Raw genomic sequence first — 17283 nt, 5'->3', positions numbered from 1 at the left:
GACCCCTCCGGGTGCGGCCCCGGGTGGAGGGGCGCCCGGCCACCGGTGTCGGGTGCGGTCAGGTGAGGGTGAGCGTGAGGACGCCGGAGTACGCGCCCGGGGGCGTGAACGCCGGTACGTCCAGGGACAGCCCGGCGTCCACGGTGAACTCACCGCCGGTGAGCGTCCCGTCGGGGGTCTGCGCCAGCGTGGCCCCCGAGGCGCCCACGGTGCCCGGCGAACCGGCCGCGCAGGTGCTCGGGCTGCCCTCCTTGGCCGCGCAGGCGGGAGACCAGCTCAGCTTCCCGGCGGCGATCCGGCCGCCCGGACCGGTGAAGTCGGTGACCTTGCCGGTCAGGGACCAGCCCGCGGGCCCGCCGCGGAAGTCTTTGACGGTCACCGTCCGCAGGTCGCCCGTCGAGGCGCCGCCCTGGCCGAAGTCGACCGCCGACAGCGCGACGGAGTCCCCGGCCTGGGACATGGACAGCGTGCCCGCCCTGACGGTGGTGGTCAGCTTCTGGCTGCCGTCGGGGACGGGCGTGGTGCCGCCTACGACGTAGGCCGCCGGTCCGGCACCCAGGTCGGCGTTCCAGGCGCTGCCCTCGTAGGCCACGATCCCGGTCGTGGCCGGGTCGTCGACGACGAGGGAACCGCTGAAGGAACCCTGGGCGTTCGCGGTCACGGTCGCCGTGTCCGCGGTCTGCGCGGCCCCGGACCGCCCGGCCAGTGTGACGCTCACGCCGGGCGTGAAGTCGCTGCCGCTCACGGTGACCGCGGCCCCCGGGTCGCCCGAGGCCGAACTCAGCGAGATGGCACGGGTGTTGGCGGGGGTGCCAGAGGTCGCCGTGACGGTCTCGGACACCGGGGCGGGCGGGTCGGTGACCGTGCAGGGCGTGTCCAGTTCGAGGATGTAGCTGGTGTGGATGTTGTAGTCACCGGGCGACAGGGTGATCGCGCCGGGCGAGGTGACGGTGAACGTCCCGGTCATGGAGAACGACGGGAAAGCGCCCTTCCCCGGCACGGGTACGTTCTTCTTCGGCCCCGTGACCGTGATGCTTCCGCTCTGTGCGCCGCCGAGGGTGACCTTCCCGGTCGGGGTCATGATGTCGGCCGGCAGGGCGAGGTCGGTGGGGTTGCCTGCGGCGGCCGTGACCACCGTGTAGGTCACGGTGACGGTGTCGCCGACCGCGGGACTCGTGTCGTCCACCGAGATGTTCGCGGTGGTGGTGCCGTCAATGGGCGGCAGGCCCGCGATGGCGGGCGGGATGCAGTGCGTGGCGAAGTCCACATTGCTGCCCTCGGCGCCGGCCGGGCAGGCCAGGGCGCCGCCCGCGGTGACCGCGAGCGCGGTCGCGCCGAGCAGCGATGCCCAGCGCCACCGTGCGGATCTTCGGAGTGTCGAACCCATGGGCCCCCTCCTGAGGGTTGCGGGCGCAGCGGCTGGGCTGCGCCGCCAGGGGGCCATTGATGTGGAGGTAGCGTGAGAAGTCAATGGAGATGCGGCAGGAAAACTGACAATGTGTCAGCTTTCCTGCCGCGGCCTGCCCGTCGGGTCGTTCAGCGGGCTCAGTCGAACACGAACGGTCCCGGCGACTGCTTGCCGGTCGCCTTACAGGTGATGGTGATGCCGAAGACCGTCATCTGCAGCGAGCCGCCGTATGCCTCCAGGCTGTCGCCGGACGCCACGGTGCCGCTGAGCGGGCCGACGGAGACGGGGTCACCGGCGGCCATGGCGGGGTTCTTCTTGCCGCTGAACACCACCGTGCCGCCGCTCGCCCTGACCAGCGTGAGCTTGGACGTGATCGAGTCCGCCGACAGCGCGAGCGGTGCGGTGACCGCGGTGGACTTGAGGGTCATGGTCGCCGCGGTGCCGCTCTGCGTGGCGGTGAGCGTGGCCGCGCCGCCGCCGAAGGTCCCGCAGTCCGCGGTGAGCGTCGCCGACTGCGGGCTGACCGCCAGGGCGGTGGGCGCGAAGGCCAGCCCGGTGACCGCGAGGGCCCCGACCGCCAGTGCCGCACCAGTTGCTGTTCGCTTGCCTCTCATGGGGATCCGGCTCCCTTCCCGTTGCCTGGGAATGCCATGTGGGGATGGACGGGAGGTACGCGCCGACGGACGGCCCCGGACCAGGTGGGTGCGGGCACTCTGAGGGGGCCAGGATCTGACGGTCCGTCGGGTACTTGCGGTTCCATTGATGCGCGCGGCAACGGCGGCGGCAAGGTGGAAATCCGGCCTATTCGGCCGGGCGGCCCGGACGACCGCTCGGCCGGGGACGGTAGGGGAATCGGCGGGACCGGGCGGCCGGACCGTTCGACCCTCCGGAACTCCTCCGGAACCGCTCAGGGACCCCTCCGGAGGGTTTCCGGAACCGCTCCGGTCAGTCCGCCGACAGGGTCAGCCGCACGACCCCGTCGGCCCCGGCCACCAGCACGGGTGTGCCCGGTCCGCCGAGATCCCGTACGGCCGCCAGGTCCTCCGCGGACACGCCCTCCGCCCCGGTCACCACGGCCGCCGCCTCCAGCGACGTCGCCCCGGACGCCACCGCCATCGCCACCGCCGTCCGCAGGGCGCTGAGCCGCAGCGAGGCGAGGTCGACGGTCCCGGCGACATACGTACGGCCGGTCTCGTCCCGTACCGCCGCGCCCTCGGGCACGCCGTTGCGGGCGCGCGTGGAACGGGCCAGGGTGACGATCTTGCGGTCCTCGGGGTCGAGCCCGGTGCTGTCGGTCATGCCCCGAGCATACGAAGGCCCCGACCGGACGGCCCGCGACGGGGTGTCGGCCCCGAGCGCGGACGACTCCTCGGACACGGACTCTCAGGAACAGTCGCCTCAGGGAGTCGCCTTCAGGGGCGGTCGTCTCAGCGGCCGATCGTCTCAGGGGCGGTCGAGGCGGAGTCGGTCGGCTCGCGGCAGACCGGCCACGACGAGGTCGTACGAATCCTCGACGAGTTCCCGGACGAGCCGGTCCGGGAGTTCGCCGTCCACCGTGACGGTGTTCCAGTGCCGCTTGTTCAGATGCCAGCCCGGCACGATCAGGCCCGGGTGGTCGGCACGCAGCCGGACCGCGTCCTCCGGGTCGCACTTCAGGCTGACCTTCAGGGGGCGGCCGTCCAGGCCGGTCAGCGCGAAGACCTTGCCCAGCACCTTGAAGACCGAGGTCTCCGGGTTGAACGGGAAGTCCTCCACCGACGCGTTGAAGGAGAGGCAGAACGAACGCAGCTCCCCGGGCGTCACTCGTCCTCCTTGACCGGCTCCTCCGCCGGGCTCACCGGCTCCACCAGCACGGTCACGATCTTGTTCCGGCGTCCGGCCGCGGCCTCCGCCGTCAGCCGCACCTCCCGGCCGTCCGGCAGCTCCACGGCTGCCGAGGCACCGGCGATCGGCACCCGGCCCAGTGCCTTCGCGAGCAGCCCGCCGACCGTCTCGACGTCCTCGTCGTCGTACTCCTCGATCCCGTACAACTCGCCGAGGTCGGTGATGTCCAGACGGGCCGTGACCCGGTAGCGGTCGTCGCCCAGTTCCTTCACGGGCGGCAGTTCGCGGTCGTACTCGTCGGTGATCTCGCCGACGATCTCCTCCAGGATGTCCTCGATGGTGACGATGCCGGCCGTGCCGCCGTACTCGTCGATGACGACCGCGACGTGGTTGCGCTCCTTCTGCATCTCCCGCAGCAGATCGCCGGCGTTCTTGGTGTCGGGCACGAAGACGGCGGGCCGCATGGCCGTGGACACCAGGTCGCTCTCCGCTTCACGGCTGATGTGCGTCTTGCGGACCAGGTCCTTCAGATACACGATCCCGACGATGTCGTCCTCGCTCTCACCGGTGACCGGTATGCGCGAGAAACCGGATCTGAGGGCCAGGGTGAGGGCCTGGCGGATGGTCTTGTACCGCTCGATGACGATCAGGTCGGTCCGCGGGACCATGACCTCCCGCACCAGGGTGTCGCCGAGTTCGAACACCGAGTGCACCATCCGGCGCTCGTCGTCCTCGATCAGCGACTCCTGCTCGGCCAGGTCGACCAGCGCGCGCAGCTCCGCCTCGGAGGCGAACGGGCCACGGCGGAAGCCCTTGCCGGGGGTGAGCGCGTTGCCGATGAGGATGAGCAGCGACGGGATCGGGCCCATCACCCGGGCCAGCGGCACCAGTACATAGGCCGCCGCGGTGGCCGTGTTGAGCGGATGCTGGCGGCCGATGGTGCGCGGGGAGACACCGACGGCGACGTACGACACGAGGACCATGACGGCCACCGCGACGAGCAGGGCCTCGGCGGTGGAGCCGGGGAACTCCTCCAGGCAGGCGTAGGTCACCAGGGTCGCCGCGGCCATCTCGCAGGCCACCCGGACCAGCAGCGCGACGTTGAGGTAACGGGTGGGGTCGGCGGCCACCTGGGCGAGCTTGGCGCTGCCGCGGCGGCCGGACTTCACGGCCCCGTCGGCCCGGAAGCTGGACACGCGCGCGAGGCCCGCCTCCGCACAGGCGGCGAGCCAGGCGACGACGACCAGCGCGACCGCGCCGAGGACGATCTGTGCGCTCATGGCGGGCCCCGCCTAGGAGACCGTGGGCGCCGGGGACGGGCCGGTCAGGCCCTTCTCCGCGCGCCAGCCGTCGACGATGGCCGCCTGGAGGCCGAACATCTCGGCCTTCTCGTCGGCCTCCTCGTGGTCGTAGCCGAGCAGGTGCAGCACTCCGTGGACGGTGAGCAGCTGGAGTTCCTCGTCCATGGAGTGCTGCGTCGGGGCCTCCGCCCCCTGCTTCGCCGCGACCTCCGGGCACAGCACGATGTCGCCGAGGAGTCCCTGCGGCGGCTCGTCCTCGTCCTTGCCGGGCGGCCGCAGCTCGTCCATCGGGAAGGACAGGACATCGGTCGGGCCCGGCAGGTCCATCCACTGGATGTGCAGCTGTTCCATGGCATCGGCGTCCACGACGATCACCGAGAGTTCGGAGAGCGGGTGGATGCGCATCCGTGCGAGTGCGTAGCGGGCGATGTCGAGGATCGCCTGCTCGTCGACCTCGGTGCCGGACTCGTTGTTGACGTCGATCGACATGGTGCGGTGCTTGTCTACTTCCCCTTGTGCCCGGCCTTGCTCCGGCCGCCCTTGTGCGTGCCGTTCTCGGTGCCGTGCTTGCTGTCGTACTTCTCGTACGCGTCGACGATACGGCCCACCAGCTTGTGCCGTACGACATCGTGGGACGACAGCCGGGAGAAGTGGACGTCGTCCACCTCGTCCAGGATGTCCTGGACCTGCCGCAGACCGGACTTGGTGCCGTTCGGCAGGTCCACCTGGGTCACGTCACCCGTGATCACGATCTTGGAGTCGAAGCCGAGCCGGGTGAGGAACATCTTCATCTGCTCGGGGCTGGTGTTCTGGGCCTCGTCCAGGATGATGAACGCGTCATTGAGGGTCCTGCCCCGCATGTACGCCAGTGGCGCCACCTCGATGGTCCCCGCCGCCATCAGCCGCGGGATCGAGTCCGGGTCGATCATGTCGTGCAGGGCGTCGTACAGCGGGCGCAGGTACGGGTCGATCTTCTCGTAGAGGGTGCCGGGCAGGAAGCCGAGGCGCTCGCCCGCCTCGACCGCCGGGCGGGTCAGGATGATGCGGTTGACCTGCTTGGACTGGAGCGCCTGGACGGCCTTGGCCATGGCCAGGTACGTCTTGCCGGTACCTGCGGGGCCGATGCCGAAGACGATCGTGTGCTTGTCGATCGCGTCGACGTAGCGCTTCTGGTTGAGGGTCTTGGGGCGGATCGTGCGGCCACGCGAGGACAGGATGTTCTGCGTCAGCACCTGGGCCGGGGTCTCCTGGCCGTCGCTCTCCCCGTTCTCGCTCGCCTTGAGCATGGCGATCGAGCGTTCCACTGCGTCCTCCGTCATCGGCTGTCCGGTGCGGAGCACCAGCATCATCTCGTCGAACACGCGCTGGACGAGGGCGACTTCACCTGGGTCGCCGACCGCGCTGATCTCGTTGCCCCGGACGTGGATGTCGGCCGCCGGGAAGGCCGTCTCGATCACGCGCAGGAGGGAGTCGCCGGAACCCAGCACGGTGACCATCGGGTGCTGGGCGGGGACCGTGATCTGTGCTCTCGCCTGCTCCTGCGCGGGGCTGTGAGCTGTGGGTGTCTGAGTCATGGGCCGGCGCTTAAGGCCTGCGGTTCCTCCTCGTCACGGCCGCGTAGCTGAGGGCGGCCTCGCGCTTCCAAGACTACGTCGGAGCACCGACAACGCCGTAGGGCTTTTCATCGGGTGATATGGGACGGGGAGGGTGAGGACGGCTCAAGGTGGGGCCCGAGGCGGGCGGCCGGGGCCCGAGGGGGGCGGCCGGCGGCGCGCCGAGCGGTGCGCGGATGCCGACCGACGGCACGCCGAGCGGCCGGCGGGGGGCCGGCCGGCGTCACGCGGAGCGGCCGAAGCCGATCGTGGGGACCGCGCGGCGGCGGGGCCACGGCCGGATCCGTTCCTCCGGCACCAGCCGCTCCAGGAACGCGTACCGCCGCAGTGCGGCCGGGTCCTGGCCGTCGACCGACTGCACCCGCCGCCACCAGGCCCCGATCTCCGCCCAGCCGGGGGCCGACAGGGAGCCGCCGAACTCCTGGACGGACAGCGCCGCGGTGAGTCCGGCGAAGGCCAGCCGGTCCGCCAGCGGCCAGCCGGCCAGGGTGCCGGTGACGAAACCCGCCACGAAGACGTCGCCGGCGCCCGTCGGGTCGAGGGCTTCCACGGCGATGGCGGGGACCTCGGCGGTCTCCGCAGTGCGCCGGTCGACCGCGTAGGCGCCTTCGGCACCGAGCGTGACCACGGCCAGCGGTACGTGGTCGGTCAGCGCGTGCGCCGCAGCCCGCGGGCAGGCGGCACCGGTGTAGCGCATCGCCTCCTCGGCGTTGGGCAGGAACGCCTCGCAGTGGTGCAGGTCGGTGAGCCCGGCCAGGTCCCAGGCGCCCGTGTCGTCCCAGCCGACGTCCGCGAAGATGCGGGTGCCCTCGCGTGCGGCCTGGGCGATCCAGGGGGCGCTGATGCCCGGGGTCAGGGCCGCGACCGCGGCACGCGCGCGTGGCGGGCAGTCGGGGGCCGTTCCCTCGGGGGGCGGCTCGTGGCCGTGGGAGACCATGGTGCGTTCGTTCTCGTAGGCCATGGAGACGGTCACCGGGGAGTGCCAGTCGGGGACCGTGCGCGAGGCGGACAGGTCGATGCCCTCGCCCTGGGCCAGCGCGTCCCAGCAGTACTCGCCGTAGTGGTCGTCGCCGAAGGCCGCGGCGAGGGAGGTCCGCAGGCCGAGCCGGGCCAGCGCCGCGGCCATGTTGGCGACGCCGCCAGGGCTGGATCCCATGCCGCGGGCCCAGGATTCCGTGCCGCGCACGGGGGCGGAGTCGAGCCCGGTGAAGATGATGTCCAGGAAGACGGTGCCGGTCAGGTAGACGTCCCAGGGCGGGTCGCCGGGCGCGCGCAGGGCGGCCAGCGGGTCGACGTGGACCTGCCCGTGCTGCGGCTGGGTGAGGTGCTCCGGTTCCTCTCGGGCCATCGCGTTGGACGCGGTCACGGTGTGCTCCCTGACGTGGTACGGATCAAGCCAGTGTGCACCCTTTTTCCGTAACGGGGGTCACTTTGGGCCACAGAAGCGCCCCTTGGTGCCCGGGGGAACGGTCGGGTGCCGCCCGGAGGAACGGTCATCCTGGGCGAACCGGGCGGCGCGGCGCGCGCCGCCGGCCGGTGCCGTCACCCGGTGCCGCCGCCCAATGGGGCCTTCTGTACGGCCTCGACTCGGTCCTCGGCACGACTCTCGGCATGGCCCTCGGCACGGATCTCGGCACGGCTCTCGGTACGGTCCGGACGGCACCGGCGGGGTGCCGTCCGGATCCGGTCATCTCCCGGAGGCGGCCGGAGACGACACCGCTCCCCCGCGCCGGCCCCACCGACGGGACTTCGCGACGGGGACTTCGCGACGGGGGCCTCTCCGACGGAGACTTCACGACGGGGATTTCACGACGGGGGCCTCACCGACAGGGACCTCACCATCGGGGGACGGCCGGGGTGACCCACTCGGGATCGACGACTCGCATCGCCGCCGCGTCGTCGCGTTCCCTGAGCCCGCCGTCGTCGGCGACCCACCGGCGGTGCAGGAACTCCAGCCGGTCGCGGTCGAGTTCGATACCCAGGCCGGGCGCGTCCGGCACGGTGAGGCTGCCGCCGGTGAAGGTGAGGCGTTCGGTGAGGACGTCCTCCGACTGCCAGGGGTAGTGGGTGTCGCAGGCGTGGTGCAGGTCGGGGAGGGTGGCCGCCACGTGGGTCATCGCGGCCAGGCTGATCCCCAGGTGGGTGTTGGAGTGCATGGAGACGCCGACGCCGAAGGTCCGGCAGACGGCGGCGAGTTGCTGGGTGTTGCGCAGTCCGCCCCAGTAGTGGTGGTCGGAGAGCACCACCTGGACGGCGCCCGTGGTGAACGCCTCCTGGATCTCGGCGAAGGTCGTCACGCACATGTTGGTGGCCAGTGGAAGCCAGCCGTCCGGTCGCGGTCCGCCTTGGTCCGAGGCGCTTCCCGCCGCCTCCTTCAGCCCCTCCGGATCCACTTCCTTCCGCTCCTTCCGCCCTTCCGGCCCCTTCGGTCCTTCCGGCCCCTTCGGTCCTTCCGGCCGCCTCAGTCGTTCCGGCCCTTTCAGCCCTTTCAGCCCGGCGGCGACCTCGGCCATGGCGGGGGTGCCGAGCGCCGGATCCTCCAGGTATTCGAGGACGTCGGCGAGTTCCTTCGCCACGGTGAGCGCGGTCGGGACGGACCAGGCGCCGTTGGGGTCGAGCCGCAGCGGGCGGCCGGGGAAGGCCCGGGCCAGGGCGCGCACGGCGGCGATCTCCTCGGCGGGCGGGAAGACGCCGCCCTTCAGCTTGAAGGAGGTGAAGCCGTACCGGTCCGTGAACTTCCGCGCCTGCTCGACGATCCCGGCCGGGTCGAGGGCCGCGCCCCAGTCGTCCCGCTCGTGGGCGACGCCCTCGGGGTGGCCGGCCCATTTGTAGAAGAGGTAGGCGCTGTACTCGACGGCGTCACGCACCTTGCCGCCGAGCAGCGCGTGCACGGGCAGGCCGAGCGTCTTGCCGAGGGCGTCGAGACAGGCGACCTCGAAGCCGGAGACGACGGACAGCCGGAGCTTGTCGGCGGTCTGGACGCCGCGCAGGCCGCCGACGTCGACGGCCTCGCTCACCCGGGAGGAGTCCACGGCGACCTCGTCCACGATGGTGAACAGGCTGTTGAGGTCGGACACCCGGCGTCCGGTCAGCCGACGCGCGAACGGCCTTGCCAACTCCAGGTACTTGGTGTCCCCGTAGGTCTCGCCGATCCCCGTGACGCCGTCCGCGGTGATCACCTCGATGATCAGCCGGGGCGTGTACGGCTGGTGCACGCCCTGCGTGTTCAGCAGCGGCGGGTCGGCTACGAGGATCGGGGTCAGCCGGGTCTCGGCGATGGTCAGGTCCCGGGTCACAGGGCGGCTCCCACGAGGTCGAGTCCGGTGGCCGGCCGGGTTCCCAGGTCGCCCAGGTGCCCCGCCGTGCCCGTCTGGGTGGTCACCCGTGCTCATCTCCCCACGCGGCCGTCATCCACATATGAAAACAGAGGTTAGGTACGCGAACAGCGGGCGTCAATGGCCACCAGGGCGCCACCCGAGCCGGCCGATCCGGTCGCCACAATTGGTCTCCGCGCCACCACTACCGGTCACCACCTCACCGCGACCGGTCACCGCCTCACCGCCTCACCGCAACCGCGACCGCGACCGCGACCGGTCACCGGCTCACCGCACAACCGGTCCCGGCTGTCTCACCTGCGCTTGGGAAGCGGCACGCGCAGCAAGTCGTACGCCACGGTCAGCTCCCCTTCGAAGCCCGCGGCCCGGGCCTGCCGCTCGAAGAGATCCGGGTCCGGGTAGCGCTGGCTGAAGTGGGTGAGCACCAGCTGTCGCACCCCGGCGTCCCGGGCCGCGCGGGCGGCCTGTCCGGCGGTCAGGTGCCCGTGCTCCGCGGCCAGTCCGGCGTCCTCGTCCAGGAAGGTGGACTCGATGACGAGCAGGTCGCAGCCCTCGGCCAGCGCGTGCACCCCGTCGCACAGCCGGGTGTCCATGACGAACGCGAACCGCTGCCCGCGCCGCACCTCGCTGACGTCGTCGAGCGTCACACCGCGCAGGACGCCCGCGCGTTGCAGCCGTCCGACGTCCGGTCCCGCGATCCCGTGCGCGGCGAGCCGTTCGGGCAGCATCCGGCGCCCGTCGGGCTCGACGAGGCGGTAGCCGTACGACTCGACGGGGTGCGACAGTCTGCGGGCCTGGAGGGTGTACGCGGGGCTCGCCGCGAGGGTGCCGTCGCGGTCCACCGGTGCCTCGGTCAGCTCGACGGTCTCCCGGTAGGCGGTGGCGTACCGCAGCCGGTCGAAGAAGCGCTGCCCGGAGCGCGGGTAGTGGGCGGTGACCTCGTGCGGCACCCGGTCCAGGTTGATCCGCTGGATCACCCCGGCCAGGCCCAGCGCGTGATCCCCGTGGAAGTGGGTGACGCAGATCCGGTTCAGGTCGTGGGCGGCGACCCCGGCCCGCAGCATCTGGCGCTGGGTGCCCTCGCCGGGGTCGAAGAGGATCCCCTCCCCGTCCCACCGCAGCAGGTAGCCGTTGTGGTTGCGGTGCCGGGTGGGGACCTGACTGGCGGTGCCGAGCACCACCAGTTCACGGACGGACACGGCGGTCTATCCGGGGGGCCACTGCATGCCGCGGCCACCGAGGACGTGCGCGTGGGCGTGCCAGACCGTCTGGCCGGCGCCGCTGCCGGTGTTGAAGACGGTGCGGTAGCTCTCCAGCTTGTCCTCGTCGGCGACGGCCTTGCTCTCGCGCAGCACGTCCGCGGCGAGCGACGGAGCGGCGGAGGCCAGTTCGGCCGCGTCGCGGTAGTGCGCCTTGGGGATCACCAGGACGTGCGTGGGCGCCTGGGGGTTGATGTCCCGGAAGGCGAGCGTGGTCTCGGTCTCACGGATGATCGTCGCCGGGATCTGGCCCGCGACGATCTTGCAGAACAGGCAGTCGTCCCGCGGTGTTCCGTCCGCTTGTTCCCCTGCCATGCGTGTGCCTCCTCACGCCGGATGATCTGGTACGGGTGCATGGTAGCGAGGGCGGTCGACGCCCGGCCGCCGGGAACGGCGCCCGAGCCGCGCCGGCCGGCCGCGGCGCCGTCGGGCCGGCCGCGCGGCCTCCCGCGCTCCGCCGGGCGCCGCAGCCGCCCCCGCCGACCGGGCGGGGGCCGGGCCTCACGGCAGCTGTGGCGGTGTCTTGGCGGGGGTGGTCTCCAGGGCGGCCAGGGCCAGCGCCACCGCCTCGTCCAGCTGGGGGTCCCGGCCGGCCGCCCAGTCCTGCGGGCGCTGTACCACCTCCACGTCCGGGTCCACCCCGTGGTTCTCCACGCCCCACGCGTAACCCTCCAGCCAGAACGCGTACTTGGGCTGGGTGATCAGGGTGCCGTCGACCAGGCGGTAGCGGCTGTCGATGCCGACGACACCGCCCCAGGTGCGGGTGCCGACCACCGGGCCTATGCCGAGCGCCTTGATCGCCGCGTTGACGATGTCCCCGTCGGAGCCGGAGAACTCGTTGGCGACGGCCACGACGGGCCCGCGGGGCGCGTCCATCGGGTAGCTGATGGGCCGCAGACCGCGCGGCATGTCCCAGCCGACGATCCGCCGGGCCAGCTTCTCCACGACGAGCTGCGAGGTGTGCCCGCCGCGGTTCTCCCGGACGTCCACCACCAGGCCCTCGCGGGCCACCTCGATCCGCAGGTCGCGGTGGATCTGCGCCCAGCCGGGCGCCTGCATGTCCGGCACGTGCAGGTAGCCGAGCCGGCCGCCGGAGCGCTCGTGGACGTAGGCCCGCCGGTCGGCGACCCAGGCGTGGTAGCGCAGCGGTTCCTCGTCGCCGAGCGGTACGACGACCGTGTGCCGCAGGTCGCCGCCGCCGGCCGGGGAGACGGTCAGCTCGACCGGCTGCCCGGCCGTGCCGACGAGCAGCGGGCCGGGACCGGTCACCGGGTCGACGGACAGACCGCCGACCGCGACGATCGCGTCCCCGGCGCGCACCGCGGCGCCGGGCGCGGCCAGCGGGGAGCGGGCCCGCGGGTCCGAGGTCTCCGCGGGCAGGATCCGGTCGACGCGCCAACTGCCGTCCGGGTGCCGGGAGACGTCCGCGCCGAGCAGGCCCTGGCGGGCGCCGGAGCCGTAGCCGCCGCGCGGCGTGACGTAGGCGTGCGAGGTGCCGAGTTCGCCCTGCACCTCCCACAGCAGGTCGACCAGGTCGTCGTGGGTGGCGACCCGGGCGAGGACCGGGCGGTAGCGGTCGAGGACGCCGGCCCAGTCGACGCCGCCCAGGTCGGGCCGCCAGAACTGGTCGCGCATGATGCGGCCTGCCTCGTCGTACATCTGCCGCCACTCGGCCGCCGGGCGCACCGTCTGCCGCACCCGGCCGAGATCGACGGTGACGCTGGTGTCGCCGTCGTCGTCGTGGCCGGCCCGCCGGTCGCTGGGTACGACCCTGAGCCGGTCGTCGGTCCACAGCAGGACCCGTTTGCCGTCGCCGCTGACCTCGAAGTGGTCGGCGTCGGCGGCCAGGTGCTCGATGCGCTGCTGGACGAGGTCGTAGCGCTCCAGTTCGGTCTTCGGGTCCGGGTCGTCGGGTGTGGCCCGGGTGGCGCCGAGGACACCGCGCACCGGGTGGCGCAGCCACAGCACGCCGTCCTTGGCGGCGCGCAGGTTGGAGTAGCGGGCGGCCTCGACCGGGAAGGGGACGATCCGGTCGGCCAGTCCCTCCAGGTCGATACGGGTGGCCGGGGCGCCCTCGCTGTCGGGGGTCTCGTCCCGGTCCGGGGTCTCGAACGGCCGGCCGTGCCGCTGCGGCCCGAACGGGGAGGGCGTGGTCGCGGCCAGGGTGATCAGGTGCGGGCGGTCGCCGACCACGAAGGCCAGGTCGAAGACGTGCTCGTCGTAGACCGGGTCGAAGGACCGGTTGGACAGGAAGGCGAGGTGTTTGCCGTCGAGGGTGAAGGCGGGCGCGTAGTCCCGGAAGCGCAGCGGGGTCGCCTCGGTCACCGACAGATCGGTGGTGTGGGCGAGCCGCAGCTGGGACAGGGGGTGCGGGCCGGGGTGGGACCAGGCGAGCCAGGCCGAGTCGGGCGAGAAGACCAGCCCGGACACGTCGCCGTCGGCGCTGCGGTCGACCTCGCGGATCTCGCCGGTCTCCCGCTCGACGAGCAGCAGCCGCCCGTCGTGCACGGCGACGGCGGCCCGGCTGCCGTCGGGTGCCATGGCCAGTTCCAGGACCCGGCCCAGTTGTCCCGCGGCGAGCCTGCGGGGGACGGCCCCGGGCGTGATGCCGGTCGCGGGCGCGAACTCCAGGGCGTCCTCGCCCTCGGCGTCGGTCACCCACACCGCCCACTCCTCGCCGTCCGCGCGAAAGCTGCGCGGCAGCCGGGCGCGCACGCCGGACTCCGCGGCGAGGGCGCGGGCGGGGCCGGAGCGGTGGGTGACCCAGTGCACGCCGCCGCGCACGCAGACCGTGCTGCCGCGCCCGGTGTGGTCGGGGGACGCGGCTCCGAGCCAGCGGGCGGCGTTCACCGGGTACGGCTGGAGGTCCAGGCCGGGCCCGCCCGGCCGGATGTCGAGCCGCCGCGGTTCGGCGCCCGCGAGGTCGTCGAGGAGCCACAGTTCGCCGGCGCTGGAGTAGACGACCCGGGTGCCGTCGGAGGCGGCGTGGCGGGCGTAGAAACCGTCGAGGGGGGTGTGCCGGCGCAGCTCGGAGCCGTCGGCGAGGGAGGAGTACAGCGCGCCGGTGCCCTCGTGGTCGGAGAGGAAGGCGATCCGGTCCCCCACCCACAGCGGGTACTCGATGTTCCCGTCCAGTTCCTCGTGCAGCCGGACGAACTCCCCGCCGCCCGCCCGGTCGCCGTCCCGGTCGATCCACAGCTTGCCCGCCGTACCGCCCCGGTAGCGCTTCCACCAGGCGGCCTCGCGGCCCATCGGCGCGGACAGCAGGACGGTGGCCGGTCCGAACGCGACGTCGCCGACGGGCCCGTACGGCAGGGTGTCGGCGGGGCCGCCGTCCAGCGGCACGGCGCGGGCCCAGCTGCGGCGCAGGCTCGGCTGGCCCTGGGTGCTGAGCGCCAGGACCCGCCCGTCGGGCGTCCAGCCCCGCACCTGGGTGCGCGCGCTTCCCCAGTGCGTCAGCCGCCGCGCCGGTCCGCCGGTGGTGGGGGCGACATGCACCTCGGGGGCGCCGTCGCGGGTGGAGGTCCAGGCGACGGCGGTGCCGCCGGGCGAGATGCGCGGGTGGGTCACCGGCACGTTGTCGGCACTGACCCGCCAGGCCCGGCCGCCGTCGAGCGGGGCGAGCCAGACGTCGTCCTCGGCGGTGAAGGCGACCAACTCGCCCCGCAGATGGGGAAAGCGCAGATACGAAGACCCTGGGGGGACGTCGGCCGAACCCGCCGCGCTCGCCACGTCCGCCGATATGGACTCAGTCACCCGGTCACCCTATGCAGCAAGCGCCGCCGATGGACGTGGTTCGGATCACTTGCCCGCGACAGGCCGGCATCTCGGGTCGGTCTCGCACCACACGGTACGGGTGACGGTCACGGTGACCGTGGGCGCGGGCTGCGGCCCGCCCGGGGGGCGATAGGTGACGGACGGGGGACGGTACGTGACGGGCGGGGTGTACGCGGGGCCGGGGGTGGCGTCGCAGTCGCCCAGGCCGCTGACGTGGAACCGCTCCTTGCCGTCCACCGCGGCGACGAGGTCGCCGCGCACGCACGCGCCGCCGACGGCCCTGGTGACCCGGCCGATGACGGTGATCATCCGGCCGTCCTTCGTCCGCCCCTGGCAGTCGACGGAGACGACGGTGGTCTCGGTGGCGGAGGGCGTCCGCGCGGTGGCAGATGCGCCGGCCGCCGTGCCGCGGCCCGGTGTGGCGTCGCCGCCGGTGCAGGTCAGCCAGCTCACGTCGACATGTTCCCGTTCGAGCCGGGCCGTCGCGGTCCAGTCGGTGGTGTAGGCGGCCGTCGCGCTGTTCAGGCCGCCGGGCCGACAGGCCACCGCGCCGCCCACGGCCAGCGCCGCGAGCCCCGCCACGGCCCCCACCCGCGGACCGCGCAACCCACACCGAATCAGCCTGAATGCCCCCATGCAGGGCAGAGTGCCATCGACTGCGGCGCCGCGGTAGGCCGTTGACGGCCAGTCACCTGTACGTGTGAGACCGCTCCGGAACGGCCGGGGCCGGGGTCAGGACCAGCGGCCGGTGCGGCCCAGCAGCAGGGCCGCGGCGGCGGTCCCGGCGGTCGAGGTGCGCAGCACCGTGTTCCCGAGGACGTACGGTTCGGCGCCCGCCTGCGCGAAGACCGCCAGTTCCTCCGGGGAGACGCCGCCCTCGGGTCCGACGACCAGCACGATGTCGCCCTCGGCGGGGAGTTCGGCGGTGGCCAGCCGTTCCCGGCCGCTCTCGTGCAGCACAGCGGCGAAGTCGGCCGCGGCGAGCAGCGCGGCCACCTGCTTGGTCGTCGCCGGTTCCGCGACCTCGCAGAAGCGCACCCGGCGGGACTGCTTGCCCGCCTCCCGGGCGGTGGCCCGCCACTTGGCGAGCGCCTTCAGGCCCCGGTCGCCCTTCCACTGGGTGATGCAGCGGGCGGCCTGCCAGGGGACGACGGCGTCGACGCCGACCTCGGTCATGGTCTCCACGGCCACCTCGCCCCGGTCCCCCTTGGGCAGCGCCTGGACGACAGTGATCCGGGGGGCGGCCTCCGCTTCCTCGGAGACCGAGGTCATGCGGACGATCAGCCGGTCCTTGCCCTCGGTGTCGATCACCTCGCACACGGCGTACCGCCCGGCGCCGTCGGTGAGGACGACCTCCTCGCCGGGGCGCAGCCGCTTCACGGAGACCGCGTGGCGGCCTTCGGGCCCGTCCAGGACGTACCGGTGGCCGTCCGAGCGGAAGTGCTCGACGACGAAGACCGGGGCCGTCATCGCAGGTCGCCTCCGGTTGACAACGCTGTCCGGGCGGCGGCGAGTTCGGCCGCCAGGACCTCGACCAGTTCCCCGGCGGGCAGGTCGCGGGCCATCCGGTGCCCCTGCCCGGCCCACAGCGCCATGCCCTGCGGATCACCGGCCTTGGCGGCGGCCTTGCGCAGCGGCGAGGTCAGGTGGTGGACCTCGGGGTAGGCGGCGGGGGCGTACGGGCCGTGCTCGCGCAGGAACCGGTTGACCAGGCCGCGGGCGGGCCGCCCGGAGAAGGCCCGGGTCAGCTCCGTACGGGTGAACAGGGGGCTGGTCAGGGCCTGCTTGTGCAGGGCCGGCGCGCCGGACTCGGGGGTGGCGAGGAACGCGGTGCCGAGTTGGGCGGCGTCCGCACCCGCGGCGAGGACCGCGGCGATCTGCGTGCCGCGCATGATCCCGCCGGCCGCGACGACCGGGATGTCCACGGCGTCGCGGACCTGGGCGACCAGGGAGAGCAGTCCGAGCCCTGAGCGGTCGTTCTCCGGGATGTCGCGGTGGGTGCCCTGGTGGCCGCCGGCCTCCACGCCCTGGGCGATCACCGCGTCGGCGCCGGCCTGCCGCACGGCCTGGGCCTCCTCCGCGGTGGTCGCGGTGACCAGGGCGAAGGTGCCGACCCGGTGCAGCGAGTCGATGACGTCCCGGGCCGGGACGCCGAAGTGGAACGACACCACCGGTACCGGGTCGTCGAGCAGCACGGCGAGCTTGGCCTCGTAGCCGTCGTCCCGGCCGCTGTCCGGGTCGCCGAGTTCGATCTCGTACCAGGCGGCCTCGCCGGCCAGTTGCTGTGCGTAGATCTCCACCGCGGCGGACGCATGCCCGGCGCCCGTCGCCGTGGTGCCGCCGGCGTTCGCGCCGGGGAATTCGGGCTGGGGCATGAAGAGGTTCACCCCGAAGGGGCGGCCCGTCAGCCCCCGCATCTGCTTGATCTCCTGGTACATGCCGTCGGCGGTCTTGTACCCGGCGGCGAGGAACCCCAGCCCACCGGCCTCGGACACGGCGGCGGCGAGCTGCGGGACGGAGACACCGCCCGCCATGGGGGCCTGCACGATCGGATGTGGGCAGAGATCGGTCAGTGCGGAGGACATGACGGCATGTTGTCACGTCCTCCGAACAAGTCCGAATCCGGCCTTGGCTTGGCATAGGCCATCGGCAACGGACGGTCACCGGCCCCCGGCGGCTCGTGCCGGCGGCCGGCGAACGCGTCCTCCGACCGGGAGAACACCCCCTGGCCGCCCGGGGTGGCGGCTCCCGCCCAGGGGCCGCCGC

15 protein-coding genes are annotated in these 17283 nt (G+C 73.1%); all 15 read right to left on the bottom strand.

All coding sequences use genetic code 11. The annotated features are described in order from the left end of the window. Positions 1-58 precede the first annotated feature (58 nt). A complete protein-coding gene (locus ACFY2B_RS09840; RefSeq protein ID WP_390762609.1) occupies positions 59-1387 on the bottom strand; it encodes a beta-xylosidase in 1329 nt (442 codons plus the stop codon). A gap of 158 nt (positions 1388-1545) precedes the next feature. Further along, positions 1546-2022, bottom strand: a complete 477-nt coding sequence (locus tag ACFY2B_RS09835; protein WP_390762608.1) for a hypothetical protein — start codon at positions 2020-2022, stop codon at positions 1546-1548. A 331-nt stretch (positions 2023-2353) separates the two neighbouring features. Beyond that, the gene (locus ACFY2B_RS09830) at positions 2354-2707 is read right to left on the bottom strand and encodes a cytidine deaminase (RefSeq protein ID WP_390762607.1); all 354 of its coding nucleotides are present in this window, start codon (positions 2705-2707) and stop codon (positions 2354-2356) included. Positions 2708-2851: 144 nt separating this feature from the next. Further along, the gene (locus tag ACFY2B_RS09825; protein ID WP_376534438.1) at positions 2852-3211 is read right to left on the bottom strand and encodes an MmcQ/YjbR family DNA-binding protein; all 360 of its coding nucleotides are present in this window, start codon (positions 3209-3211) and stop codon (positions 2852-2854) included. Then, complete coding sequence (locus ACFY2B_RS09820) at positions 3208-4512, bottom strand: hemolysin family protein (protein WP_376534436.1); 1305 nt, start codon at positions 4510-4512, stop codon at positions 3208-3210. The genes ACFY2B_RS09825 and ACFY2B_RS09820 overlap by 4 nt, the downstream gene beginning before the upstream one ends. 12 nt (positions 4513-4524) lie before the next feature. Next, positions 4525-5022, bottom strand: a complete 498-nt coding sequence (gene ybeY, locus ACFY2B_RS09815; protein ID WP_376534434.1) for an rRNA maturation RNase YbeY — start codon at positions 5020-5022, stop codon at positions 4525-4527. Positions 5023-5036: 14 nt separating this feature from the next. Next, complete coding sequence (locus ACFY2B_RS09810; RefSeq protein ID WP_390762606.1) at positions 5037-6107, bottom strand: PhoH family protein; 1071 nt, start codon at positions 6105-6107, stop codon at positions 5037-5039. A gap of 262 nt (positions 6108-6369) precedes the next feature. Further along, positions 6370-7494 (bottom strand): carbohydrate kinase family protein, encoded by a 1125-nt coding sequence (locus ACFY2B_RS09805; protein WP_390762663.1) that lies wholly within the window; start codon positions 7492-7494, stop codon positions 6370-6372. A 487-nt stretch (positions 7495-7981) separates the two neighbouring features. Next, positions 7982-9442 (bottom strand): enolase C-terminal domain-like protein, encoded by a 1461-nt coding sequence (locus tag ACFY2B_RS09800; RefSeq protein WP_390762605.1) that lies wholly within the window; start codon positions 9440-9442, stop codon positions 7982-7984. Positions 9443-9774: 332 nt separating this feature from the next. Beyond that, entirely contained in the window at positions 9775-10680 is a 906-nt protein-coding gene (locus tag ACFY2B_RS09795) for a ribonuclease Z (protein WP_390762604.1), read from the bottom strand. Between the two features lie 6 nt (positions 10681-10686). Further along, positions 10687-11055 (bottom strand): histidine triad nucleotide-binding protein, encoded by a 369-nt coding sequence (locus ACFY2B_RS09790; RefSeq protein WP_390762603.1) that lies wholly within the window; start codon positions 11053-11055, stop codon positions 10687-10689. Positions 11056-11241: 186 nt separating this feature from the next. Beyond that, positions 11242-14397, bottom strand: a complete 3156-nt coding sequence (locus tag ACFY2B_RS09785; protein ID WP_390762662.1) for a S41 family peptidase — start codon at positions 14395-14397, stop codon at positions 11242-11244. A gap of 144 nt (positions 14398-14541) precedes the next feature. Continuing rightward, complete coding sequence (locus ACFY2B_RS09780; RefSeq protein WP_390762602.1) at positions 14542-15099, bottom strand: hypothetical protein; 558 nt, start codon at positions 15097-15099, stop codon at positions 14542-14544. A 150-nt stretch (positions 15100-15249) separates the two neighbouring features. Then, on the bottom strand, positions 15250-15987 hold the full coding sequence (locus ACFY2B_RS09775; RefSeq protein WP_390762601.1) for a 16S rRNA (uracil(1498)-N(3))-methyltransferase: 738 nt from the start codon (positions 15985-15987) through the stop codon (positions 15250-15252). Then, positions 15984-17102, bottom strand: a complete 1119-nt coding sequence (locus ACFY2B_RS09770) for a nitronate monooxygenase (protein ID WP_390762600.1) — start codon at positions 17100-17102, stop codon at positions 15984-15986. Before ACFY2B_RS09770 ends, ACFY2B_RS09775 begins: the two co-directional genes overlap by 4 nt. Between the last annotated feature and the right edge of the window lie 181 nt (positions 17103-17283).

The organism is Streptomyces sp. NPDC001270 (assembly GCF_042896695.1).
In the GTDB taxonomy this organism is placed as follows: Bacteria; Actinomycetota; Actinomycetes; order Streptomycetales; family Streptomycetaceae; genus Streptomyces.
This window is presented reverse-complemented; position numbering and strand designations above follow the sequence as displayed.